Below are 24037 nucleotides of genomic sequence, written 5' to 3'. Positions count from 1 at the left end.
TTTATAGCTAATACTTTTTAGGCGCACGGCTTATTACTCACATTTAACCATAACTAACGCTATATTCAAACAGGAATAGCGGTAGCTGAATTAATTTTCATCTTGCAAATGGAATGTGGTTTTTATTTAATCAGACTTTTTCAGATTACTGAGAATGTGGTTCAGCTCAACTTCGACGGCGGCTTGCGCCTTAGTGACAAGATCTCGATAGTTTTTCAGAATAAAACGACCGAAATCGGTGAGCTGTGCGCCGCCACCATGATGACCACCAGGTGAGCTGCTTACTAGGGGCTGATTAAACGATTTATTCATCACGTCTACCAGCTCCCAAGCTCTGCGATACGACATTTGCATTTGCTTGGCTGCGGATGAAATAGAACCGCAAGCGTCAATAGTTTCTAGCAACTCAGCTTTACCTGGCCCCATGACTACTGAGCTGTCGTTTGCAATTCTTATCTTAAGTTGATTATTCGCCATGGCATAAGTGTAATATATTTCAGCCGCAACTAATGAACTTAGCATTAAATCAGCTAAGCTTTGGGGTGCCATGGGTTATTTGAATTTAACTAGTTACGTCTTAAAACCTCGCACCACGAATGTTACAAACTTTAACCGCTGGATTTTCAGCAGTCATCATATCAATAGCACTTACCTTCTGCGGTGTGTCAGCCTTAGATTCTGGCTGGGCGGCGGTAATAGTGCAATCTATACATTTGCCTTTTGATTCTTCGTAGCCTTTGATCGCCTCTAAACCTTTCACATTGGTCATAATCGTTCCATCTAATATCGCTTCGCCAAATTTTGCACCTGTGATATCGGCGCCGGTTAAATCTGCTTTGCTAAAGTCAGCACGAAACAAATCGGTATTGCGTAAGTTTGCACCTCTAAAATCGGCAAATCTGAAGTTAGAGCGATTGATGTCAGCACCTTCAAAATTAGTGTGGGCGAATTTTCCACCAATCGCATCAAAACGCATTGCACCCATCGGTTGGTTGCCAATATCTAAACCAAAGCGACCTCTAATGACGGTAGCATCACTCATATTGACATTGCCTAGCGTGCCTATCATGCGTGCATTGGTGAGGTTTGCACCTTGAAAGTTGGTTTTATCGAAGATTGCTTGAAAGATAGTGGCGTCAGTTAAATCAGCGCCGCTTAAGTTGGCATCTTCAAGTCTGGCAAGATTCAGATAGCTTTTTTGCATATTGGCGCCACTTAGATTTGCACCGCGTAAATAAGCGCCGAAGAAGCTGGTGTTGACCATTTTGCAATGACGTAAATCCATTTTATCGAACTCTAAATAGCCCGCGTCTTTGTTGCTTAAGTCACATGTTTTACTGTTAATTTGTTTAAGTGCATCGGCTTGGCTGATTTTTTCACGCTCAGGTTCGACATCTTTAACTGCTTTATCTACATTTTTCGCATAAAAGGCACTCGCTTTATTGATGACTTCTTGCGGATTAGCTAAAAATGCTGCTCTTGCAGCCTCACCACTGAAGCAATAAGTTTTACCGCCAAACACTTCTTTAATTTCACAGTTAGTCGTAAATGAGATGCCTTGTGATAAACCATTGGTACATTGATTATTAAACTCTGCGGCGAAGGCGTAGCTGCTTAGCATAAGACCGATGACTATTGTTAATTTTTTGATTACATTCATTATAGTTCTCCAATGTTCTGCTTTATGGTTAAGCAGTTATATGCATTATTCATACTTCATTGCTAATACTTTGTAACTCATGTCACATAGCGGTAAATAACTACAACTAGGACTGTTAGTTGGCCAGTTAGTTTCTCTAATGAAAATCATTAGTTACAAATTCTTAACAATTGCCTGTAGTCCAAACAGAAAATAGACGCGTTAACTCACCATCTGCAAAATAAATCGCAGAGATTGAATGCTAAAAGTGCAAATTTTGGAATTCAATCCATCGCGCTAATTAGGCGTAACTAAGTTCTAGCTACTTAACTGAAGACATACAAGTAAGTTAGACAAAAGGAGAAATGAAATGAGTTTTGTAAAAAACGTGCGAGTAAAAATGTTAGTACCAGCTTTATTGACTGCAGTGTTTGCAGTGCCAGCAATGGCTGACCAATATGCTGATACAGCCCGCGTGCTTTCATCAACACCTCAAATGGAGCGTGTGAATGTGCCGCGCCAAGAATGCCGTACGGAATATCAACAACAAAGTTATAGCAATGGTGGTAATTCTATGGCTGGTGCCATCATCGGTGGTATTGCGGGTGGCTTGCTAGGTAATACAGTGGGTCGTGGTAATGGTCGTGTTGCAGCCGCTGCGGTGGGTGCTGGTGTAGGTGCTATTGCAGGTAACAGTATCGCAAATAATCAACGTGGTTATGGCGGTACACGTAGCGTGCCAGTGCAAACTTGCTACCAAGTTGATAATTGGCAAAGTGTGACTACTGGGTATTTAGTGAATTATGAGTACAACGGTAGAACTTATAGTACTGTGACGAATGAGCAACCTGGTCGATATATTGATGTGAATGTAGCAATAGAGCCACGTAGCCGTGTAGTTTCGCAGGTAAGTTATGTGGAGCCTGCCGTATATAGCAACAGAGGCTGGGATGATGATCATTATCGTCATGAGCATCGTGACCATGGCCGTCGCGGTTGGGATAGGCATGATGACGACCGAGGTGATGGTCGTTACTATTAAGTCTCATTTTAAAAAGTAGTAAGAAACATAGCAATTAATCAAATAGCAGTTTATTAGCCTAGCCCATAAAGCTAGGTAATCGTTAAACCCAGTAGCCCCAAAAAGGTTGCTGGGTTTTTTATTTTGCGAAATCTCCCATGTAATGATGCTTGCAAGTAAAATCTAGCCTATAGATATTGTTGATATGAGTCTGGTGTGAAATTAACGGTAGATTGCGTTTTAAACCATGAGTTAGCCAACTTGCAAAGCACAAGTGCATTGTCGCGTCTGCTGGCTAAAGCTAAAGTTGCACAATTAAATGTACCGCTAGAGGCCCTAATTTGTCAGCAATTTGGATTAAATGAAAAGAGTGATTTACCTATTGCAGCCATTAGCGCAGCAGCAGATGGCTTAGCGGTTGGTGATAATTATTGGCTACGAGCCGACCCTGTACATTTTGTGATGCAGCGAGATTGTTTTAGTTTAAGTGAACCTGCACCGTTGTTCATAAAGCCAGAACATGCAACGCTGATGGTTGCCAGTTTAAATAAACATTTTGAACAAGATGGCTTGGTATTCTGTATTGGCAAATCAGGCGCATGGTATTTGCATGCGGACAAAGTTGCGCAGATTGCAACAACCTTGCCCAGCGTGGCTATGGATAAAAACGTGCATCACTTTATGCCGCAAGGTGTAGATTCTGCAAAGTGGAAATCTATACTGAATGAAGTGCAAATGCTGCTGCATGATCATCCAGCCAATGAAGCACGCGAATCTAGTGGTGAGCTTGTGGTGAATAGCGTTTGGTTGTCTGGCGGCGGCGTCATGCCATCATCTAAGGTGTTGCAGCATGATGTTGATTTAATCATTGCGAATGATGTTTTAAACCAAGGTTTGGCAGCATGGGCAAATATATCTTGCCAACCCGTAGCTGCGAGTTTAGAAAAACTTTTGCAGAGTACGGCACAGCATGTGCGGCTAACATTGCCAAAAAGCAATCACTCTCAAACTAATAGTTTAGATGAAACTTGGTTTGCACCTTTATTTGCTGCATTAAAAAATAAGCAGATTGAGCAAATCACTTTGAATTTAGGTTTTTATGAAAAATGTTTAGTGGTTGTGATTAAACCGTTAGATATCTATAAGTTTTGGCGAAAACCAAAACCTATTATGCAATATCTGGAATGACCAAAATCAAATGACCAAAATTGTACAACGTAATATTCCATCTCAAGCAGCGCAGGCTTTGCAAGCATCAGGCGCATCCTCACTGATGGCGCGATTATTAGCGGCACGCGGCATTAGCGATGCAAATCAACTAAGTATTCATTTAAGCAATCTGTTGCCTCCCAATATGCTGACCAATAACGTAGCCATGGCAAAGCTATTGGCTGATGCGATTCAAGCCAATAAAAAGCTACTGGTGATTGGTGATTACGACGCTGATGGTGCCACCGCAACGGCGGTTGCCGTGAAGGGATTAAAAGCCTTCGGTGCAACGGTCGATTTTTTAGTGCCGAATCGCTTTGAGTACGGTTACGGATTAACGCCAGAAATTGTAGCGCTAGCAGCTACTCAAAACCCAGATGTCATTATTACTGTTGATAACGGTATCGCCAGTGTAGAAGGGGTAGCGGCAGCGAATGCGTTAGGCATACAGGTGCTGATTACTGATCAATCTGTGGAAATGGGTGAGAATTGTAAACAACTTTGTTAGTTTTTACTTAGTGTGTTGAATAGGAAAGGACTCATCTAGATTTTTATTTTATTTACGCTCCAGTTTTTTTTAGGGTAGTATACAGATATTATTGAATCATATATTTTGTAACTAAATATGACTTTACGAGTTGTTGAGTTGATACTGAAGTCCGGAGAACGTCACTCATTGCTCGTCGATGAACACGGACTTCCTGATTGGTGGTCATCTCTGTGGGTTCTTGAGAAACTACGTCCCAAAGGAATGGCGTCCAACACTATTTCCACTAAGCTTAGAGCTGTCTTGGTTTTGTATCGCGCGCTTCCATTAGCACAAGATCTAACTTCGCGTTTGGCTCGTGGTGAGTGGTTAAGCTTGTCGGAAATTGATCATCTTATTGAGCAGATGGGTTTGCCTGCTGAATTAATTAAACCTTTCAATAATAAGAAAGGCGACGATTATTCATCCTTCCAAAAGCGCTCTAAAGTTTTAAAACTAGAAAATTTCCGTTCAAAGCTACTTATCCAGCAACAGTTGGAAGTGACTGGAAGGACTAAGGCACTGCGGCTTCAATTCATTCGTGAGTATTTCTGGTGGCGTATAGAATCACAAATCATGCGGTCACGGGGACAAGCCAAGATTTCCCATGCAATTCTTCGCGACGAAATCGATAAGTACATCGAATCCAAAACCACGAACATTCGCGATGGAACAGGGCTTGGTGAACCTAAAGGATTGACTGAAGATCAGCAAGCCTTGCTACTTGAAGTGATTCAACAGATTGACCCACGCAATCCATGGAAAGACGACAGGTTTATTCGTGTCCGCAATCAGCTTATTGTGGAGTTGTTTCTCGCCTGCGGACCTCGACGCGGCGGGATCCTCGGTATCAAAGTGCCTGATATAGACCACCATACTGGACGTATTTCAATGCTACGTCGTCCTGATGACCCCGAAGACTCGCGCACGGTGCAGCCAGGACTCAAACGTGGTGAATACAAGATTCCTCTCGGTGATAGGATATTGCGTCTGCTTAAGGAGTATCAGGTGCTAAGACACAGGAAGGTGAAAGGCCGACATCAATACCTAATTGTGTCAGAAGGTGGCAAACCTCTTGATCACAGCTCAATAAACTACATACTGAGGTCCCTGCGCGAGATTCCATCGCTTGCTAATATCCATCCACATTTGTTGCGACACACTTGGGCAAGCAATCATGCACGGCAACGTTATACCGAAGGAGCAGGCATCGAACAAATCGAAATGGAGTTGTGCACGTTAGGTGGCTGGAGCAATAGAAGTAAGATGCCAACTTACTATACACGCCAGTTTGCCAACGAGCAGTCATACGATAGCTCTCTTCGATTACAAGCTAAGGCAGCACCCATCCGCATACGGAAACAAAATTCCACGGATGGTGCAGAATGATTTGCACAAGCGATTCTCGAACATAGATGACCACCAGAAAAACTATTGTTTGTTGATCTACTTAATATAGGATTTTGATTGGAGATTATTCTAGGTGAAAGATCATTTTCATAAGGAATGGCTTGCTCAGATTGTAGACCAACCCCTGCCAGAAGCGGTTAAATCCAGAGATGGAGCCGTGTTCGATTCAAGGCAGGACCACTGGAAGTACAAGGCTATCGGCAAGGATGTCAGTTGTAATTTCACGTTGCTACCTGAAGTTACCCCTAAGTTTCTTCATGGTTTCAAGCAAGCGCTGATTGACTGCACAATAAATCTTACTGGAAACTCGGTTCAAAGATCTTTCAATGATACAGTTAACTTGCTGCGTTTCTTGAAGGCTCGGCGAGAGTCTGCTATCGATGAGTTAAGCTTTGAAGATTTCGCACAATGGGTGCTTAGTTCGCAGAGTGCGGAGAAGCGAGGGGCGGCTAATCGATCGTTCTATCAAGGTTGGGCGCGGCGACATTATCCAGGTATGTCCACAGAAATGGTACACAATTACCCAATCTGTAAGCAAGGTGATATTGGTGTGGCAGTGTCCATTAAGGATCCGCGAAAAGGACCCTTCGACGACCAAGAGTTCGAAGCATTATTAGAAGGCATTAATCATGGCCTAGAAAGCGGAGACGTTGAACTGAATCGTGCGCTAGCTCTCCGGATTATTGCACTGCTGGGTATACGTCCAGGACAATTGGCACTCATCAAATGCTGCGATGTTAGCAAGGATAAGTATGGTCGCGTTATCCTGCGAGTGCCCTTAATTAAGGGGAAAGGTCAGGGAGTCCGAGACGAGCTTCGCAGTTTCCCCTTGGAGCCAACGACTGGTGAAGTGCTGTGGGACCACTGTGAAGCGATAAAAGCGGCATTTTCTTTGCTGCTGTCCGACACTGGGGATGCTCCCCTCTTTCCAGAAGAGTCATCAGACTTTGCAACTAGGAGCTATGTTCCCGGGCTTGCGTATCACACTACTGACCTCATCATGACAAAACGAATAATAAAAACCATGAATAAAATTGAGGCCTATTCGGTGCGCTTGGGGGGGGAGAACATACCTGGGTCGGCTGTGCGTTTCAGGCGTAGTTTCGCCCAGCGCGGCGCTGATGAGGGCATCGATATCTTTACACTTGCCCATCTGATGGGGCACCGTGACGCTAAAAATGTGAAGGTGTATTTCGAGATCACTGACCGTATTCGGGCTAATTTTAGTAAAAAGATTGCATTCCAGATGGCGCCCCTAGCGCGAGCTTTTGATGAGCAGTTGCGTATCCTTAGCAATGAGGCTGAAGCAACACGACCCATATCTGTTAGTCGCATTCCAGATCTTCGGTTGGATGAGTATGGTAATTTAAAGATGCTGGCAAGTTGTTCAAGTTGCAGCCAGTGTGGTTTGTTGCGCCCCATCTCTTGCTACGCAGGTTGCAGAAGTTTCGAACCGTGGCTTGATGCTGATCACGAGGCTGTGCTTGATCGAATGCTGGCAGATCGCGAACAACGTATGGAAGTCGATGAGCGTATTGCAAAAATTCGGGATCATGCGATTCTCGGCTGCGCCCAGATTGTTTTACGGTGCCGAGACATACTTGGACAAGAGGCTGTATGACCACGATGCTGATTCCTAGAGCGACTCAGGATGCAAACGCCAATCTTGATGCTTTCATAACTAAAAAACGTGCTATGGGTGCATGGGGAAAGGGGGAGTTTCCATTCGATGATGATGCGTGGCCTTTAGAAGGAGTTATTAACAAAGGCGTCAAAGGTTTCCTTTATTTTGCACGCCGAAGCTACAATCCACGGCGGTACTCTGTGGGGTATGGAAAGGCCTCGTTTATTCCTGATAACCAATTACACCCTGATCTGTTCCGCAATTTTGCCAAGGCAATGCAGGTTCATTTGTACCTGACACGGCCCACGACTGGCATAAAGACGAGGAATGCCGCCCTTGATGCACTTTTCGAGGCATTGGAAGCGAGCGGGGCAACTGATCCTAGCGAGGTGTCGATCTCTGTACTAGATAAGGCGTGTGAGATCATACAGCATGAATGGCGATTAGAATCTGCTCCTAGGTTGTCATCTCAATTGGAAGTTATCTGGCAGGCGATGGTGTCGAATGAGTTGGTGACTATGCCGGAATACTGGGCATCACCAATTCAACAATCAAAATCAAGTGATCGTATTCGGCTAGGCCCAGCGTTTGATGCCTTACGTGCAAAAAAACTGCCAAATCCCCGAGCAATCGAGGCGTGTGCCGAACTGTTCCAGCGTGACGATACCGATTTTTGCACAACATTTGTCACCAGTATAGTGGCATTGATGCTCTGTTCGCCGGATAGATCGATTGAATTATTGTATTCCCAAGCTGACTTGCTTTCGCCATGGACAGATCCCGAGACTGGAGAGCAAGGGGTGAGCAAGCGCTGGCGTCCGGCTAAAGGCGCGCCACCGCTACTCAAGAATGTGGTGCCCTCGATGCGCGAGATTGCCGTGCGCGCCCATGACCGATTATACCGACTCACAGAGCCGGGACGCGAGTTGGCTCTGTGGTACGAGGCAAACCCTAACCGGATATACTTGCCCTCACATCTAGAATACTTGCGTCATCAAACCATACTCAATCGACGAGAGGTGCGTGCCATTCTTTATGGTGGTGAGGTGCGAATGCTGGATAAATATCACCAAGAAGGCAAGCGTGTCGCAAAGTTCCTGCGAGATAACCACGTGCCGTGTTTGCAAAGAGGAGTAAATTCGACTGTAGCATTTGCAGATATCGAGCAGTCAATCCTGCGACTCTTACCCAAAGGCTTCCCAGTCATGGATGCTAAAACAAACATGAAGTACAGTGAAGCCCTGTGTGTGATACGGAATCAGGAGTTTGCTGGGTATAAAACCGGCTTTATACAGGTAATGTTCCAGACTGTCACATACAGTATGATTGCATCAGCGCTTAAGGTGCAATCAGGAAGTCGCGGCTTATCGATCTTCGATCAGCATGGCTACAAGGATGATCATGGCGGGGCTCTGTCTCTTACCACCCACCAGATGCGCCACTATCTAAATACGCTGGTACGTCGGGAGGGTGTACTTACTGAACAGGAAATCGCCCTCTGGTCAGGGCGCAAGAGCGTATCGCAAAACGCTGTTTACGACCATGTCTCAGTCGATGACAAACTACACAAGTTGGAGGTTCGACTGGGCTTTCACAGTGATACGCACCCATTTGGTAACATCAACAATCGCATCTTTATCCGGCGTGATCAGTTCGGTGCAGTGGAGAAGATTACCGCCCACCTCAGTTTTCTGGGCTACTGCCTCCATGACTATATGCAGGCACCATGTCAATTTCATGAAAATTGTATCCAGTGTTCTGAAATGATTTGTATAAAGGGAGATGAGCGTACTAGGAGTGCGTTGGAGATTCTATATGCTGACTCTCTGGCATTGACGGAAGCGGCACGCAGGGACTGCGATTCAGAAATGCTAGGTGCGGCAGAATGGTTCAGAGTCCATAGCCAGCGCGAAGGTTTCCTAAAAAATCTCAAGGATATTTTTGATAGCGCGGAAATTCAAGACGGTACACCTATCCGATTGAACATCAGCACGCCAAACAGGATTAGGGATGCAATGGCGCGTCGAGTGATACCAATAAAACCAGTATCAGCGGGTATAAAGTCTATGGAAGAAATAACAAGTCTACTTGCAGTCACACCAAGAGGCGCTAAAAAGGAGTTTCCCGATGACAACTAATATCCGGCGTGATCGTGCCCCAAATCTGACCGACGAAAACATTGAGCGAATCGCACTTTTACTTGATGGGTGGAATCAGCCTAAGCTCACTTGGGATCTTCTTATAGAGCAACTTCAAAAGCAGTTTAGAACCAAGTATACCCGGCAGGCACTGGACAGACATGCGCGTATCAGCGATGCCTTCCAGTATCGCAAGAAAAAGCTATCTGGGGCAGATCACCCAAAGACACCGACCGAAGCGCGCATTGCTGCGCTGGAGGCTGAAATTTCGAGGCTTAAACGAGAAAACCACAATCTCTTAGAGCAGTTCAGTCGTTGGCTTTACAATGGAAATCGCCTCGACCACAAAATAATGGAGGAGGAGTGGAGGAGCCATCGAGATGCTCTGCGTAGAGCGTTGGATAAGCCCTTGCCGCCTGTTAATCGACATTCGACTAAAGAAAGCCCAGCGATGCAACCGAAGCGCCCCTCAGAAAGGACAAAGTCCTAACGCGCCGTTTTTCCTTGGATAATTATCCTGAATAAAAAACATTTAGAAGTGATTTTTTAATTCTTGAATTCTGCCACAAGCGTCTTTGCGCTTTTGTTAATCAACACCTCATTTTTATCCCTTAATCATTTAAACAAAAAATCAAAAATGGGTGGATTTCTTTTTCTATGATCAAAAATCTGAATCCCTGCTTAATATTTCTCAACGTATTCACCTTATTAATCCCCATCATCTACTAATAGCTTGTCATTAATCACTTCCGCTGCCTTTTTCAATCCTAAGGCTCTGGCTATCCACGCAAGATTAGTCAACTGATCAATAACGGAATCATTAGACTCTTTAAAAGTAGCGTCAGGCAAGCAACCAAAGAAGTCATAAACACCACCTTCTCCAGTAATGTTTATTGAAATAGGTTCATCAATAGTTTCTGGCCATTCAACTTTGGCTTTGCCTAACAAGTCTTGATAATTTTTGCCAGGACATAAATTAAAACCTGCGTCGTTTTTAGCATTAAGAATGACATCAAATAGCATAAGGCTGTATGCAGAACGCGGTAGACTTGTTGGTCTGTCCCAAAACTTCGATTTGCCAGAGTTAGCTAATGAGAGAATCTTTCCTGGCACCGTGTTTTCCGCATGTTTACGGCATGTAGCTTTATTGCTTTGTATAAATGCTGCTGCGTTCCAATATGCAGTCGAAATAAAATAAAAACATTCTGAAACGCTGTGGCGATGTAATAAATCACGAATGATTTCGCTAACTTTAGCCTCATACTCAAATCTGAAGTTGTATTCTTCGGCTTTACTTTTAGCGTATTCAATACATTCAGCAACTCCTAGGTTTATCCAAACATCAAGCAATTCATCTTTCCAATCACTATACAAGTAACCATCACTAAATTTACGTGACAACCATTCGTAAACCTGCTTACTGGTTAATTCATCTCCATCTTCATTAATAAAATTAGGTTGGAAAGGAATTTTGAAAGGGTAATAAGTAATCGGATTGTCATCTTCAACTTCAAAGTAATTAAAGTAACAGCGACTTAGATCAAACCTAATTAAATGATTTTTTATACAAGTTGAAATAGGATGTTCTCTAATGTCCGTGTCGCAAGCATATACTGGCAAATTTCCACTATCAATTGAGGCTATATAATCATCTTTGTTGCCACCCACTATATTTGACCATCGGGCAAATAGAAGAGACATCAACATAGTTACGTCGGTTAGATGGAAGGATTCAGTTTCTTCAGTGAACGGCAAGAAGTGGAATGCTACATTAGCATCAAACTCATCGCGGAGGCGCTTTACAAGTTTGTCTTGTTTTTCTTTCGCTTTAGCAGCCAATCCATCTCTTTCTATCTTTGCCTTGGCTTCTCTGGCTTCTTTGCAACTGGGGCAGTTACAATTAAATTTTAATCTGGTGTTGGCAAAATCCTCTAAATCTAAAGTCAGCAAATGATTATGCCCACATACCTCACATTTTCCGGTTCTAACTTTTTTATCAATATGAATTTCGGACTTTTTTAATCGTGGAGAGTAAATGTTACTAGAACAATACTCACATTGCTTATGCGCCAGTTCTTCAGGAAATAAACTATGAAGCCTATTGGATAGCTTGGGTGCAAGGTTGTACTGCTTGACTAGATCTGCTGCTTTTTCAATCAAATAACGTTGATAGAAAATCTCTACCTCACTTGGAGGCAGATGACTTATATCAATATTGTACTGAGGGGCCATAGCTTTAATCCTGCTTTACAAATTCTAATCGCAACTTAAGATAGCCGATTAAATTCGACATAATTCAAAAATATTGAGACGTTGTGACACAACCTCGGCCGATAGCTGACACTTTCTAATTATTGAAAGTTAAACTACTCCACCATAACTTATAGCACTTAAAATTTTTTTAACCTCTGTAAGTCCAGCATCGGATTCAGCCATTGAAATTGGGGTTGCACCTAAAACAAAGTTTTCTTTTTTGAGCCATGCATCAGCCATAGTTTTAGAGCCAAATGTTTCAATAGCAAGTGCTATCAATTCGTCGATAGGAAGTTGTATCTCTGATTTTGTTGTCATTTTGCAATCCTTAAAAATCCATCTACCTAATTTTTAGTTTTTATCACTCTCTCAGTTAAGTATAAGAAGGCATCAAATAGCGAATGCTATCTTATATGTAAATTGAGGGTAGAGAGTACAACTAGTCTAACTGATTTATATGGTATCCGATTCCTATGATTGATTTGACTAAAAACCAACAGAAAAAAACTTATTAGACTGTGTTGATTTTGTTTCTGACGATCAGCTTTATGCTAGTCAAATTAATACATCAAGGGGCAAAAATCGACCTTAAGGAGACGATTGCGTATTATCGCTAAATGAGCCGGTAATTATTGTTTTTGAATAAAGCCACCATAAGCCGCTCCAAAATATCCATGCATGAATGTGAAAGACGGCCACTATAAAGCATTCAAAACACCTAGAAGATCTAGTTAAGTTTAGCTTTCTTGATAGAACAATATTCATGATAGAAAGATGACTTCATTGCGCCGTAGGAGGTGTTTAAGAACATAAACCACGATTGAAGTTTACTCGACCTAAATACATGCTATTTTGAAAAATAAGCAGCTGTTGCATACATCATACTGTGCATGAATATTTCAAGTTTAACTATGTCAAACTTTAGGCTTTCTGCTGTTGTGTCGTTTTTTATGGTATCCCCATGAGCTATGCTGTGCCTAGTTGTTAATATTTCCTCAATAAACGTATGCCATAAAGATTTGCTTGAATTATCCTTTTTTACTTTTCTTTCATTCTTAAAATTAAATCCATATTTAGAAGGCAACGATGCATAGGGGTAGTGATAAAGTTTTGACCTATAACGAGACATATCTCTAGATAACATGAAATTAATTCTAGTGTTATTTTCAAACACTTGCTCAAAAGTACTTCCCTCGATTGAATCAATTATTGAATTAATCCCCATAGGGCTGAATAAACCATCTATAAATGAAGCACTTGGGTTCTTATTTTGATTTTGCTTATAATTAAACGCTTTCAAGTCAATTGGTACTGAGTTTCTTGAAAAAAAATCCAGTAGTTGACTTACTCTGCCTTCAATCTCTTTATCAGGAATGCCTTCATAGAAAGCGATTTTTTTGCAAAAAGTTCTTTGTATTGCAGTTGGCATCTTAGAAAAAGAACCTAAATTAAAATTAAGATCTTGAATTAAGCCGTTTGTAAGCTCTTTTAAAAAACCTTCCAAATGTGAAGCAATTAAAACACTACTCGCTCTACATAATGAGTTGTAAAGCTCTTCATTATCTACTTGGCAAAATTCAGCATGAGTTGTTAGTATATTTAGCTCTTTAATCCTTTGAGGTATTGAGGTAGCTATTTCAAAAAGTGCCGTACTCATCTTTTTAAATAGGCCATCATAGCTTCTATACGTGTTGCGACTTTCGCGGCGTCATTTACACTGCCAGAAACTGAATTAAAAAAGTCAATATTATTGAATAGAGTTTGGTAGCCAGATAACTTTGCAGCGATTGCTTCCGAGTTAATCTGCAGATCAGAAGCGGTGTATGATTCCGAAAGGCCAACTAATACAGCGTCATATACAGAAGCATTAAATGATGACATCTGTTTTACACCACCAGTTTCGTAACGTAGCTTTGCGAAAGCCGTATTTCCCGCAAAATTTAACAGGAAGTTTATATAAATCTTGAATTCTTCTGCTAGGCCATTTCTTGTTGCATCATCAAGTTTATTTAGCTCAACAAGCGCATCAGTTAAAAAATCTTTAAATCCTTTTTTTAGTTGACGAAACTTCCCCTCCTTTAGAGCGAAAAACCTTAGCACTAATTCCGCATCCTCCATTTTTTGTACTTTAGGATTATCCTCAGGATTAGAACCTTTGATTTGAATTAGAGCCCTAAATGCTGGAAATTCTGCCAATACTTTTATGAGCTCATTAAAAGGTCCTCTTGCAGTAGCATTTCTTAACTCTTGAGCTTCGAGCTTAACTGAACCAGTATTTAATCTTTCAAAAATATCAAACTTTACTTGAGCATCTACAGTTGAATCTATTCTGAGACATTTTATAGTTCGCTCTTCTAATCTACGAATTAAAAATGGAGGAAGGTCTTTGTAGAAAGATCCGTTGAGTTCAGCTAAAGTTTGAAGTCCAACTAAGCTGTACTCACCTTTTAGGAAGCCATACATTGCTGTAAGGCGCTGTTGACCGTCAATTACGGTATAACGTGAAGTGGAAATTTCAGCTTCATCATCAACATCAATATCTTGCGATATAAAGATAACTGGTATTGGGATATTTAATATTAGACTCTCAATAAGTCGAGATGAAGTTTCAGGCGACCATCTGTGACGGCGTTGATACTCTGGATCTAATTTTAATGTTTTTAAATCTATTCTTTTAATTAAAGTCTCTAGGTCATACTCAACATTTTGAGTTTTAACCGTTCGTTCTCGGGCTTTTTGTTGAATTGAGTCTAGCTTGTTCTTTAAAGTTGTTTGCTCATTTTCTGACATAAATTGCTCCCAATTAAGGGGAGTCAGTATAAGGTGGATGCTATATGCTGTAAAGTTTGGGCTTGAGAGTTGCTTCTAGATATGAAACATATGTGCATTGTTTATCTGCACTTAACCTAGCTGCGAAAACTTCAAAACAGCAGCCAACACCGAGCTTTATCATGTCAGCAGAAATCGCACACTGAACGCTAATGACTACTTGCTAGACAGAGCAAATGGCTAGTTGAAGGTTGGGGACTCTGCTCTACACAAATCCAGTACGACTTTGCGCACGGCGCCTAATGCTTGGAGAAAGTTGAGTGAGGCAACCTAGTAACTTGAAGAAAGGTCTTAAACAACAAGTAAAATTGCTGACCCCGAAAACAGTCACTCCCGACCCATAGCCGACCTTGGTGTATGGAGAAGTACCGTAGTCACTATTCGGGTAATGCTGGTACAAGGAAATAGATTGCCGTTGCTATAAGTATTACAACAAAAAATGCAATACGTGACCGCTCAACATTAGAAATTTTCTTAAATACAAACGACCTAACTAGTAAACTAATTGCGATGATAGGAGCAAAAGCAAATGGTTCAACTAAATTCGCAAGTGATTTAGGGCGAAGCCCTGTAAGTGCAAGACCATACCATAAAAAAAATGGAACAAAGAAAAGTGCAACATCAAAGAATGTAGCAGCAGACTTTTTCTCCAAAATGATATATGTTCCAATGATGATTAACATTGAAACAAGTAAGACAGTACAAAAAAAGATATAAGGCATGTTAACTTTCAATTAGCTCGGTTTTAATCTTGTTTACTACTCAATTCAATAGTACCCATACTACTGATCAGTATTGCTAGGAAGCCTATAAAAGCTGAAGTGCTAAGTGCAATACGAATAATCACTCCAGGCCACCAATTTGAACCAAAATTTGAATAAACCACAGGATAAATAACTAAGTCTGCGAGCCAAGACAGACCCACAGTCCAAATAAATGCACCGTTATAATTACCAATTAGTTTGGCAGAACAATGTGAGCAGATAAACGACTCTTTAAATCGAAGAAAACCTACAGCACTCTTGCACCTCGGGCAATTTAGAGACATATCGTTTTAACGTTTGAGTTAAGGGGCTGGCTGTAAGCCAGTCCCGCTTGAATGATAGGTTAGGGCCATAACTTCTCTGTGAACATAGTAAGCACAAGAAACAGCCCATAGCCAGCAGCCAAAATAATGGATTGTTTTGCAACGGCTAACCAGCGGCGATTTGCTACAAACCCACAAACGAAACTAACCAAGCTGGCAAAGGTAGACAAGGCACACAAACTAAGAACTCCCACAAAAAAGCCAAGTGCCGATGAGGGAGTGAAGTTGGGTTTGATGCCTGGAGCGGGTGTGTATAAAAGAGTGCCTTGAGGTGCTAACGAATATTGCCAAGCAGCTAAGCCTAAAGCTATCAATAGCCCAGCAACAAAAATAAGCATTAGCGTTTTCAACTGTAGCCCTAACAGTTATTAAGCGGACACGTGCGTCCGTATAATAATATTGTGAATGTTGATTTTGACATGTTATTTTTCTTTTTAAATCTTATAGTTAGTGTTTGCTCTGTCCGTATAATAATAAATAGCAAGTACGGACGCAACTTGTTTTAAGTTTAGTACACTTTAGTCTTTTTAAACCTCAACAAAGGAGCTATCTTTATGGGGTCAACAACCAGCTAATCCACCACGTTTAATGGATCGTGTTCGCACCGTTTGCCGGAGGCGTCATTTCAGTCCACGCAACGAAGAAGCCTATGTGCATTGGATACGCAGGTTCATCTTCTTTCATCAAAAAAGACATCCTGATTTGATGGGTTCTTCTGAAGTTGAGCTGTTCTTGAATTATCTCGCCAGAGATCGACAAGTATCAGCATCTACGCAAACCATCGCCTTGAATGCTATTGTGTTTTTATATAACGATGTACTTGAAAAGCCTTTAGGTCTTATGACAGGTTTAAAACGCGTTCAACGTCAGCATCGTGTGCCTGTCGTATTAACTGCTGATGAAGTAAAGGCAACTTTCGAGGTGATGAGTGGAACATGTCAGCTCATGGCGCAATTACTTTATGGCGCGGGTTTAAGAGTGAGTGAATGCATTGGCTTGAGGGTAAAAGACATTGATTTCGGTGCAAAGACTTTGACCGTGCGTGATGGCAAGGGCGGAAAGGACAGAACCACCTTACTTCCATCTCAATTAATTGAGCGACTTCAAAAGCACCTTGTCATGGTTGCACAATTGCATTCTGCAGATATTGCAAAAGGCGGTGGTTACGCGGCAATGCCTAATGCACTTTATCGTAAATATCCTGCAGCCTCACGCTCTATCGCATGGCAGTTTGTATTTCCTTCTAAAGTGCTACGGCCATGGCAGAATGAATTCCAATTGGCGCGCTGGCATATGTCAGATACGACGATACAGCGTGCATTTAAGTCCGCATTAAATCTAGCAGGGGTTAGAAAGCACGCTTCAGTTCATACCTTGCGGCATTCGTTTGCTACGCATTTACTGAGTGCCGGTACTGACATTAGAACAATTCAATTGTTACTTGGGCATCGTAGTTTGCAAACCACCATGATTTATACCCATGTGATTCAAGCAACAAAAATGGTGACGAGCCCTTTTGATAGGCTTTGAATGATAAGTTACCTTAGCGGAGGTTCATTACGAACTTCCGCTTGGGGCCCTGAGTGACTTTTACGACCGTCTACTACTGGGCTTCATAATCACACTTCTTCAAAGCCGACATTGAGAATCATCAATGCCGACCCAAAGCAGTCATCAAGAATTTTTCAAGTATCTATATTTTTATTGTTGGGTTAATGTATTTATTAATACAACTTTAGATATTAAACATATGAAACATGCTTCTAAGTTCGTTAGCAAAATATTTTTATGCTTAACTGCCACCATCTTTTTAATCGACGAAGCTTTTGCATCAAGTTGTGCGGGACATGGCATTGAGTTACAAGTACTTGGTTCTGGTGGCCCTGAAATGCAAGATAAGCGGGCTTCTAGCAGCTATCTCATTTGGCAGGATGGCATGGCGCGCGTGTTGATTGATAGTGGCGGTGGCAGTGCTTTGCGTTTTGGGGAGAGTGGCGCAAACATGACAGATTTATATGTAGTGTTATTCACACATTTGCATGTAGATCACACTGCGGATTTCCCTGCGCTCATTAAATCTTCTTATTTTGAAGATCGCTCAAAACCACTGCCAGTGTATGGTCCAACTGGTAATACATTATTTCCAAGTACGACTGAATTTATACAAGATTTATTTGGTACAAAAGGCGCTTACCGTTATCTAAATGATTTTCTAACAACAAGCCAATCTAGTTATGTCATTCAAGCACATAACGTTGAGTTTAAAAACCAAAGAATTAAAGAAGTTTTTAACCAATCTGGCGTAATAGCAACTGCAACAGATGTCGTGCATGGCAGCGTTCCCGCATTAGCATGGCGAGTTGATATTGGCGGTAAAAGCATTGTCTTTAGTGGTGATACTAATGGCGGCAACGGCAATCTACAACTCTTAGCAAAAGATGCTGATATATTAGTTGCACATAACGCTGTGCCTGAAGGAGCAAGCGGTGTTGAACGAAAGTTACATATGCCACCTTCTGTGATTGGTCAAATTGCTGTAGAAGCCAATATCAAACAATTAGTACTTTCTCACAGAATGCTTCGTACATTAGGCAAAGAACCGCAAACACTAGAGGTTATCTCCCACTCTTTCAATGGTAAGACTATGTTTGCGAATGACCTTGATTGCTTTACTCCTTAAATTATTAGAGTTAAGCAACAACCAGATAAATCGTCAGTAATACCCCAATAGTTGCAATTGAAAAAGTCAAAAACCAATCTAGTCGAACGATAGCTTGTTTTGGCAAATCCTCAGGTGGCAAACTTGGTAAATACACATGATGATTATATTGTGCGCCCATTACAATAAGTGTTCCCACCAATATTAATATGATGCCAAGATAATGTGATATATCCTGATGAGTCTGATGATGATTAACTGTAGAGGAGGTTAACACTGATAATAACAAGCCAAACTTATCAATCACCAAACCCAGCGCCATCACGGCTAAACCAGACCTCACCCACGCTAAGAGCGTACGCTCAGCTGCAAAAAATATGCGTGGATCAGATACTAATGATTTAGCTTTAATGATGTGGGTTGCTGTGTCGTCACTCATATATAAACTCCCTTTTTGTAAATTTAGATATTATTGGCTTAGCACAAATTGAGCTAATACTTTTAACTCTGCATCCGTCAATGCTGGAAACGGCGGCATCGGCACTGCACTCCATTTATTTGCGCCACCGGCTTTGATGTTTGCCATCACCGTTTCTAAGGCTTTAGGATTTTTACGATAGCGTTCTGCTACATCATGATAAGCGGGGCCAACAATTTTTTGTGACAGGGCATGACAGCCCAAGCAGGCATTATTAGCTAATAAAGTTTTAACATCGATAGCACTGGCTACTGGGGTTGTGGTTGCCACAGATGTAGTAATAGCTGCAAGCTTTTCGTTGCCATAGGTGGTGGCCAGATACTGACCAATCACTTTTATATCATCATCAGTAATCGGTGCGCCATATGCGTGTTGCATCTTAGTGACTTCAGCCGTCCATTGTTTGAGATTCATGCCTGATGGTTGCAGGTTAATATAATCTGCTGAGTGGCAAATACTACATTTTTGTTGCGCAATGATGTAGCCAGGATGAATAGATTCTTTAAACTTAGCGGTTTCTTCAGGCAGCTCTATGCTTCTTGGTGCAGCTATTCCTTGAATAGATATAAGAAACAAAGCTGCTATTACAAATTTTGTAGTCATATTTTTTAACATGGTGTTTCCTCTATACATCTGATATTTAAACAACAGTAAGTTTTGTAGTTTCAACAACATTACGAAGATAACCACCTGGATTCCAAGTTGCAGTCATTGGCTGTGTATCACCATCGTTTCCTGTTGCACGCACCATTAACTGGACGTCACCATTTTTGGCTGGCTTATAAGCAAACTGCCATTCGCGGAAAGAGTACTTGCCCAAGTCTTTACCTAACTTGGCAACTTGCCAAGTTAGGCCGCTATCGTCTGAAACTACTACTTCTTTAATGCCACTACCACCATCAAAAGCGATCCCTTTAAGTAATGCATACTGACCAACACTTATCTTTTGATCGCTACTTACATTGGTAATAAATGAGCGTACTTTAAGTTTGGTAATAGGTTTGGTTTTTGAAGGCGCTGTACCAGCTGGCACGCAGAGGCAATCGTTATCAGGTAGACGGTAAGCAGTATTCATAAAAAAACTATCATGGCCTTCAAATGAGGTATTCAGTACCTTAATTTCGCTCAGGTGCTTTACCCAATAAGTACCAAAGTAACCTGGCACAATTAATTTAACAGGGTAGCCATTTAAAAATGGTAACTCTTCGCCATTCATTTCCCAAGCGAGCATCGGTTCGCCATCCATCGCATGGTCGATTGCTAAGGTTTTAATAAAATCAGGTGTACTAGGTAAAACAGGCGCATCTAAACCATTAAAAGATACTAAAGTAGCGCCTGGTTTGATAACCGCAAGTGCCAGTACACTTTTAACAGAAACGCCAACCCAGCGTGCGTTGCCCATAGAGCCATTCCCTAATTGCGCACCAAATACTCTGGGCGATGAAAATCCACGGCTGTTGCCAGAGCATTGATTGACTGCAACCACCTCAACTGTTTTCATTGCTTTTAATTGTTTTAATGAAAGTGAAATTGGCTTGTCCACATGGCCTGAGATATTTAGCTGATAAGTATCAGGATCGATAGACATAGGAATATTAGCTAAGTGATAGCGCACAAAAAACGCATCATTTGGCGTAAGTACGCCTTCGTTAAACACCTCAAATGGTGTTTCTAAATGCGGTGGTCGGGTGGTAATACGCATCAGTTTACGTTTTTGTGGGTACGCAATCATCTCACGCTCGCCATTACCAAACGGCATGGTTTCTGAGACAGCTGCCCAGGTTTTGCTCGTTAGCGCCATCATGCCCATTAACCCTGCGCCTGCACTCATTAAAAACTGACGACGATTTCTGATGATTTGTTCTTTATCAGCATTCATGCTGTATCTCCTAAAATTTAATTTTATACAAATTTATGTGTGTATTAAGGATTATTAGCACTTAACCCATCACTAGTCTGTTAATTAATGCACCACCAATAATTAACCAGCTGAACAAAATTCCTCCTAGTACCATAGGTTTAAATCCTGCCTGTTTTATTGCCGAGAAATGTGTACATAAGCCCAATGAAGCCATTGCCATGGCGAGGAATAAGGTATCAATATTGACTGCTGCAACAACCAAATTACTAGGTACAATCGCAAGAGAGTTAAGCCCAGCCACTGCAACAAAAATAACGGCAAACCATGGAATCGTAATTGGTGCTTTGGTAGTAGCCTCTAAGTGTATTTGCGATTGTTGGGTGCGTGCCACATAGAGTGATAACAGAATCAAGAATGGTGCTAGCATCATCACCCGCACCATTTTTGCGATCACGGCAGTGTTAGTGGCAATATCCCCCAATGGTTTTGCCGCTGCGACGACTTGTGCGACTTCATGCACAGTTGAGCCTGTAAAAATACCAAATGCTTCGGCACTGGTTGGGAAAAAATGCCAGCTTAAATTCCATTGAAATAATGCTGGGTATAACAGCATGCTCATTGTGCCGAATACCAACACTGTAGAAACAGCAACTGACACCTGCTCAGCACGACCTTTCAGTACAGGCTCAGTCGCCATCACTGCGGCTGCGCCGCAAATTGAGCTACCAGCACCAATTAAAATCACGGTGTTAGTATCCAACTTAAATACTTTACGACCAACTACCCAAGCCAATGCAAAGGTGCTCGTCAGCACTAATACATCAATCAAAGCGCCATGCGCACCTACATGGGTAATATCAGCAAACGTTAATCTAAAACCATAAAAAATAATGCCTAATTGTAATAAGCGTTGTTTAGAAAACAACACACCTTTTGCGCATTGCGTTGCGATGCTTGGATAGAGGGTATTGCCCAAAAATATTCCGAGAATAATCGCAATAGTGAGTGTGCCAATTGCATGACTTTGTAGCCAGGTGATATTGGCTAATATTAGCGAGACTATAGCGATGCCTAAACTTAGCACTATGCCTGGTAGGTAATTTTTTATTAATGTTTGCATGATTTAGTCACTTAAATAGTGTGTTGTTAAAGTATGTGTTGCACTTTACAGACTCACAATAAATAAATAAAACAGATTATTTATGTATAATCTACCAATAAAACTGGTATATAAATATTGTTTCAGATTATTTTGTTACGGATGGTGATGATGCGAATTACATTAAGGCAACTACAAATTTTCATCGCCATTGCGCAAAGTGGTAGTACAACAGCTGCGGGCGAGATAATAGCTTTATCGCAATCTGCGATTAGTGCATCTATAGCTGAACTAGAAAAAGCGCTGAATGTGCAGTTATTTGATCGTGTGGGTAAACGACTATTATTGAATGACCATGGGCGAGCGATGTTACCGCAAGCCATGGCATTGGTTAATGGTGCAACTAGTTTAGAAAATAGTTTTAACGAAATTGCCCCCAGCATTCTGATTATCGGTGCTAGCCTGACCATAGGCAATTATTTGCTTCCGACGATATTAGCCAACTATTGGCGCGCTCAAGGTATTGTCTTGGGTGAACTGATGCCTCCATTGCAAGTCGTTGTTGCAAATACAGCTGATATTGTAAGTAAGGTTGTTAATTTTGAAGTGGATATAGGCTTGATCGAAGGGCCATGCAATAGAGCCGATATTAGTGTCAGTCCTTGGTTAGAAGATGAACTTCTATTAGTTGTAGCGCCGAATCATCCTGTTTTGCAAGAAAATGGAGAATTCATCTCTCCAGATCTGCTTACCAAAGCTAACTGGTTGCTGAGAGAGCGAGGCTCTGGAACACGTGAGGCGTTAGAGCAGGCATTATTACCGCACATAGCACAATTAAAAAGTAGTCTTGAATTTAATGATCATGAAGCAATTAAACAAAGCGCAGTTCAGGGACTCGGTATAGCCTGTCTATCACGTACAGTTGTGAGAGATATGTTAGATGCTGGTAAATTGGTTGAACTGAAAACGCCCTTTGGCAAACTAGTGCGTCGGTTTAGTTTACTGGTACATCATCAAAAACAGGTTACGCCTGGAATGCAACATTTTATGAATCATATTTTTAAAAACCAAAAAGATACTTGAAACGACTATTTACATTATTTTTGAATGACTGCTTTGGGCCCAAGGTTCTCAAGGCAAGAGTCTGCTGTTGGAAGATCTGAAAGCAGACTTCACTTACTTACACATTCGACCCAAATCAGACGTTCGCTTTATTTTATTAACTCAAGATTAACCCACCATAGACCATAAATGAATCATTTGGCAGCAATATGGCATATGGCTCTATTGAAGCAGAATGTAAGGTGTGTTACCGCACAGACATCAATAAGAGCGAAGGCTTTAATATAGTGGATGAACTCGTGCTTAATTACCCTTCCATAGGGTGAGCTATGAGATGGAGGTGAAAAATGTATATCGGCATAGGTACTGTAGTGCTCATTATTGTTCTATATCTTGTTTTTTTTGTTAGATATATGCAAAGCGATAGTCAGACTAGGATTAAATGAACCAATCATTAGAAGTGCTCATTCAACCACTTGAGTTTCTTGAGGCATTATGAAAAAACGTCTAAATAATATATTTGATCATGTAGTGAACAAGGGATTGATATTGAGTAAATTCCGAGGTGAATTGCAAGCAAAGCAGATGATGGAAAAGGCCGGCTTGCCTAGATCCATAATAATTAGAGTTCTAGCTAATCCAGAAAGAACTAGAAGTTCGGATTGGAGTTAACACAATAGTTATCATAAGGTAACCAAAACACTAATCAATTGATTAAACCTTCAGAGTTGGCATAATGCTGTTTTTAGTGGGGCTTACTAAAATAAGCTCAGGTTTTTCTTTTAACGCTGGATAAAGCGTATATTTTAAACAAGCTTGTTCGGATGCTAAACGTTGGCTAATAGGGAAGTTATTGGGAGATTCACATCTTCCACAAGAATTGAAGCCTGTATTTATCGCATTATCAGATATCTCTTTTGTACCATCCCAGTATGTACAAGTGGCACATAACTTTTGTTCTTTCCGAAATAGAACGTCCATTCTCTACTCCCCAATAATCATGCGATTGTAACTTCACTTGTATGGAACTTTTGAGTAAGTATATATTGCATTGAATTAACCGTAATATCAAGTGAACATTTTCTATGAAGCCAATAGACACAGAGCGAATGCTCAAAGCGGTAGGCTAATAGCCACTAATA

22 protein-coding genes and 1 pseudogene are annotated in these 24037 nt (G+C 41.4%); 10 read left to right on the top strand and 13 right to left on the bottom strand.

All coding sequences use genetic code 11. The annotated features are described in order from the left end of the window. Positions 1–126 precede the first annotated feature (126 nt). Together M301_RS09455 and M301_RS09450 are read right to left on the bottom strand one after the other, a co-directional pair. Complete coding sequence (locus M301_RS09455) at positions 127–522, bottom strand: winged helix-turn-helix domain-containing protein (protein WP_238524631.1); 396 nt, start codon at positions 520–522, stop codon at positions 127–129. A gap of 55 nt (positions 523–577) precedes the next feature. Next, positions 578–1660, bottom strand: coding sequence for a pentapeptide repeat-containing protein (locus tag M301_RS09450; RefSeq protein WP_013148547.1), 1083 nt, complete (start codon positions 1658–1660; stop codon positions 578–580). Between the two features lie 349 nt (positions 1661–2009). Here M301_RS09450 and M301_RS09445 point away from each other — a divergent pair, with 349 nt between their 5' ends. The 7 genes and pseudogenes from M301_RS09445 (at position 2010) to M301_RS09415 (ending at position 10057) form a co-directional block, all read left to right on the top strand. Beyond that, positions 2010–2681 carry a glycine zipper 2TM domain-containing protein gene (locus tag M301_RS09445; protein WP_041359431.1) on the top strand — a complete coding sequence of 224 codons (672 nt, stop codon included), beginning with the start codon at positions 2010–2012 and terminating at the stop codon, positions 2679–2681. A gap of 195 nt (positions 2682–2876) precedes the next feature. Next, positions 2877–3848: a 2,3-bisphosphoglycerate-independent phosphoglycerate mutase gene (locus M301_RS09440; protein WP_013148545.1), complete on the top strand. Its 972-nt coding sequence runs from the start codon at positions 2877–2879 to the stop codon at positions 3846–3848. A gap of 10 nt (positions 3849–3858) precedes the next feature. Further along, positions 3859–4335 (top strand): annotated as a pseudogene (locus M301_RS09435) (DHH family phosphoesterase); the annotation flags it as partial. A gap of 159 nt (positions 4336–4494) precedes the next feature. After that, positions 4495–5784: a tyrosine-type recombinase/integrase gene (locus tag M301_RS09430; protein ID WP_013148544.1), complete on the top strand. Its 1290-nt coding sequence runs from the start codon at positions 4495–4497 to the stop codon at positions 5782–5784. Positions 5785–5878: 94 nt separating this feature from the next. Then, positions 5879–7426, top strand: a complete 1548-nt coding sequence (locus tag M301_RS09425; RefSeq protein ID WP_013148543.1) for a site-specific integrase — start codon at positions 5879–5881, stop codon at positions 7424–7426. Beyond that, entirely contained in the window at positions 7423–9567 is a 2145-nt protein-coding gene (locus M301_RS09420; RefSeq protein ID WP_013148542.1) for an integrase, read from the top strand. The genes M301_RS09425 and M301_RS09420 overlap by 4 nt, the downstream gene beginning before the upstream one ends. Continuing rightward, complete coding sequence (locus M301_RS09415; RefSeq protein ID WP_013148541.1) at positions 9557–10057, top strand: hypothetical protein; 501 nt, start codon at positions 9557–9559, stop codon at positions 10055–10057. Before M301_RS09420 ends, M301_RS09415 begins: the two co-directional genes overlap by 11 nt. Positions 10058–10275: 218 nt before the next feature. Here the strand turns inward: M301_RS09415 and M301_RS09410 are convergent, their stop codons facing one another. From M301_RS09410 to M301_RS09380, 6 genes are all read right to left on the bottom strand, one after another. Beyond that, a complete protein-coding gene (locus M301_RS09410) occupies positions 10276–11799 on the bottom strand; it encodes a hypothetical protein (protein WP_013148540.1) in 1524 nt (507 codons plus the stop codon). 129 nt (positions 11800–11928) lie between these two features. Next, positions 11929–12138: an MbcA/ParS/Xre antitoxin family protein gene (locus M301_RS09405; RefSeq protein WP_041359427.1), complete on the bottom strand. Its 210-nt coding sequence runs from the start codon at positions 12136–12138 to the stop codon at positions 11929–11931. A 529-nt stretch (positions 12139–12667) separates the two neighbouring features. Continuing rightward, positions 12668–13477, bottom strand: coding sequence for an MAE_28990/MAE_18760 family HEPN-like nuclease (locus M301_RS09400; RefSeq protein WP_013148539.1), 810 nt, complete (start codon positions 13475–13477; stop codon positions 12668–12670). Then, positions 13474–14610 carry a GmrSD restriction endonuclease domain-containing protein gene (locus tag M301_RS09395; protein WP_013148538.1) on the bottom strand — a complete coding sequence of 379 codons (1137 nt, stop codon included), beginning with the start codon at positions 14608–14610 and terminating at the stop codon, positions 13474–13476. Before M301_RS09395 ends, M301_RS09400 begins: the two co-directional genes overlap by 4 nt. A gap of 416 nt (positions 14611–15026) precedes the next feature. After that, a complete protein-coding gene (locus M301_RS09390) occupies positions 15027–15371 on the bottom strand; it encodes a hypothetical protein (RefSeq protein WP_013148537.1) in 345 nt (114 codons plus the stop codon). A 385-nt stretch (positions 15372–15756) separates the two neighbouring features. Then, complete coding sequence (locus tag M301_RS09380) at positions 15757–16074, bottom strand: hypothetical protein (RefSeq protein ID WP_013148535.1); 318 nt, start codon at positions 16072–16074, stop codon at positions 15757–15759. Positions 16075–16324: 250 nt separating this feature from the next. Between M301_RS09380 and M301_RS09375 the strand changes: the two genes are divergently transcribed. Continuing rightward, positions 16325–17266 (top strand): integron integrase, encoded by a 942-nt coding sequence (locus tag M301_RS09375; RefSeq protein ID WP_013148534.1) that lies wholly within the window; start codon positions 16325–16327, stop codon positions 17264–17266. Between the two features lie 220 nt (positions 17267–17486). Further along, complete coding sequence (locus M301_RS09370; RefSeq protein ID WP_041360032.1) at positions 17487–18416, top strand: MBL fold metallo-hydrolase; 930 nt, start codon at positions 17487–17489, stop codon at positions 18414–18416. 10 nt (positions 18417–18426) lie between these two features. Here M301_RS09370 and M301_RS09365 read toward each other — a convergent pair whose 3' ends face one another. The 4 genes from M301_RS09365 to M301_RS09350 all read right to left on the bottom strand — a co-directional run bounded on the left by M301_RS09365 (position 18427) and on the right by M301_RS09350 (position 21854). Continuing rightward, a complete protein-coding gene (locus tag M301_RS09365) occupies positions 18427–18834 on the bottom strand; it encodes a YidH family protein (RefSeq protein ID WP_013148532.1) in 408 nt (135 codons plus the stop codon). A gap of 30 nt (positions 18835–18864) precedes the next feature. Then, positions 18865–19488: a SorB family sulfite dehydrogenase c-type cytochrome subunit gene (gene sorB / locus M301_RS09360; protein ID WP_013148531.1), complete on the bottom strand. Its 624-nt coding sequence runs from the start codon at positions 19486–19488 to the stop codon at positions 18865–18867. 25 nt (positions 19489–19513) lie between these two features. Further along, positions 19514–20752: a SorA family sulfite dehydrogenase catalytic subunit gene (gene sorA / locus M301_RS09355; RefSeq protein ID WP_013148530.1), complete on the bottom strand. Its 1239-nt coding sequence runs from the start codon at positions 20750–20752 to the stop codon at positions 19514–19516. A gap of 61 nt (positions 20753–20813) precedes the next feature. Next, positions 20814–21854 (bottom strand): YeiH family protein, encoded by a 1041-nt coding sequence (locus tag M301_RS09350; RefSeq protein WP_013148529.1) that lies wholly within the window; start codon positions 21852–21854, stop codon positions 20814–20816. Between the two features lie 147 nt (positions 21855–22001). Here M301_RS09350 and M301_RS09345 point away from each other — a divergent pair, with 147 nt between their 5' ends. Then, on the top strand, positions 22002–22916 hold the full coding sequence (locus M301_RS09345; protein ID WP_013148528.1) for a LysR family transcriptional regulator: 915 nt from the start codon (positions 22002–22004) through the stop codon (positions 22914–22916). 693 nt (positions 22917–23609) lie between these two features. Here M301_RS09345 and M301_RS09335 read toward each other — a convergent pair. Next, positions 23610–23876: a hypothetical protein gene (locus M301_RS09335; protein ID WP_013148526.1), complete on the bottom strand. Its 267-nt coding sequence runs from the start codon at positions 23874–23876 to the stop codon at positions 23610–23612. Positions 23877–24037 lie beyond the last annotated feature (161 nt).

Origin of the sequence: Methylotenera versatilis 301, assembly GCF_000093025.1 — a bacterium.
GTDB lineage: Bacteria > Pseudomonadota > Gammaproteobacteria > Burkholderiales > Methylophilaceae > Methylotenera > Methylotenera versatilis.
The sequence above is the reverse complement of the archived record's forward strand: the minus strand, read 5'-3'. Positions and strand labels throughout refer to the sequence as shown.

Coding starts and splice junctions, on each gene's coding strand:
- M301_RS09395 (WP_013148538.1), bottom strand. CDS start 14,610: ATGTCAGAAAATGAGCAAACAACTTTAAAGAACAAGCTAGACTCAATT.
- M301_RS09400 (WP_013148539.1), bottom strand. CDS start 13,477: ATGAGTACGGCACTTTTTGAAATAGCTACCTCAATACCTCAAAGGATT.
- M301_RS09370 (WP_041360032.1), top strand. CDS start 17,487: ATGAAACATGCTTCTAAGTTCGTTAGCAAAATATTTTTATGCTTAACT.
- M301_RS09410 (WP_013148540.1), bottom strand. CDS start 11,799: ATGGCCCCTCAGTACAATATTGATATAAGTCATCTGCCTCCAAGTGAG.
- M301_RS09345 (WP_013148528.1), top strand. CDS start 22,002: ATGATGCGAATTACATTAAGGCAACTACAAATTTTCATCGCCATTGCG.
- M301_RS09450 (WP_013148547.1), bottom strand. CDS start 1,660: ATGAATGTAATCAAAAAATTAACAATAGTCATCGGTCTTATGCTAAGC.
- M301_RS09375 (WP_013148534.1), top strand. CDS start 16,325: ATGGATCGTGTTCGCACCGTTTGCCGGAGGCGTCATTTCAGTCCACGC.
- sorB (WP_013148531.1), bottom strand. CDS start 19,488: ATGTTAAAAAATATGACTACAAAATTTGTAATAGCAGCTTTGTTTCTT.
- M301_RS09420 (WP_013148542.1), top strand. CDS start 7,423: ATGACCACGATGCTGATTCCTAGAGCGACTCAGGATGCAAACGCCAAT.
- M301_RS09365 (WP_013148532.1), bottom strand. CDS start 18,834: ATGAGTGACGACACAGCAACCCACATCATTAAAGCTAAATCATTAGTA.
- M301_RS09445 (WP_041359431.1), top strand. CDS start 2,010: ATGAGTTTTGTAAAAAACGTGCGAGTAAAAATGTTAGTACCAGCTTTA.
- M301_RS09405 (WP_041359427.1), bottom strand. CDS start 12,138: ATGACAACAAAATCAGAGATACAACTTCCTATCGACGAATTGATAGCA.
- M301_RS09455 (WP_238524631.1), bottom strand. CDS start 522: ATGCTAAGTTCATTAGTTGCGGCTGAAATATATTACACTTATGCCATG.
- M301_RS09335 (WP_013148526.1), bottom strand. CDS start 23,876: ATGGACGTTCTATTTCGGAAAGAACAAAAGTTATGTGCCACTTGTACA.
- M301_RS09430 (WP_013148544.1), top strand. CDS start 4,495: ATGACTTTACGAGTTGTTGAGTTGATACTGAAGTCCGGAGAACGTCAC.
- sorA (WP_013148530.1), bottom strand. CDS start 20,752: ATGAATGCTGATAAAGAACAAATCATCAGAAATCGTCGTCAGTTTTTA.
- M301_RS09390 (WP_013148537.1), bottom strand. CDS start 15,371: ATGCCTTATATCTTTTTTTGTACTGTCTTACTTGTTTCAATGTTAATC.
- M301_RS09415 (WP_013148541.1), top strand. CDS start 9,557: ATGACAACTAATATCCGGCGTGATCGTGCCCCAAATCTGACCGACGAA.
- M301_RS09350 (WP_013148529.1), bottom strand. CDS start 21,854: ATGCAAACATTAATAAAAAATTACCTACCAGGCATAGTGCTAAGTTTA.
- M301_RS09380 (WP_013148535.1), bottom strand. CDS start 16,074: ATGCTTATTTTTGTTGCTGGGCTATTGATAGCTTTAGGCTTAGCTGCT.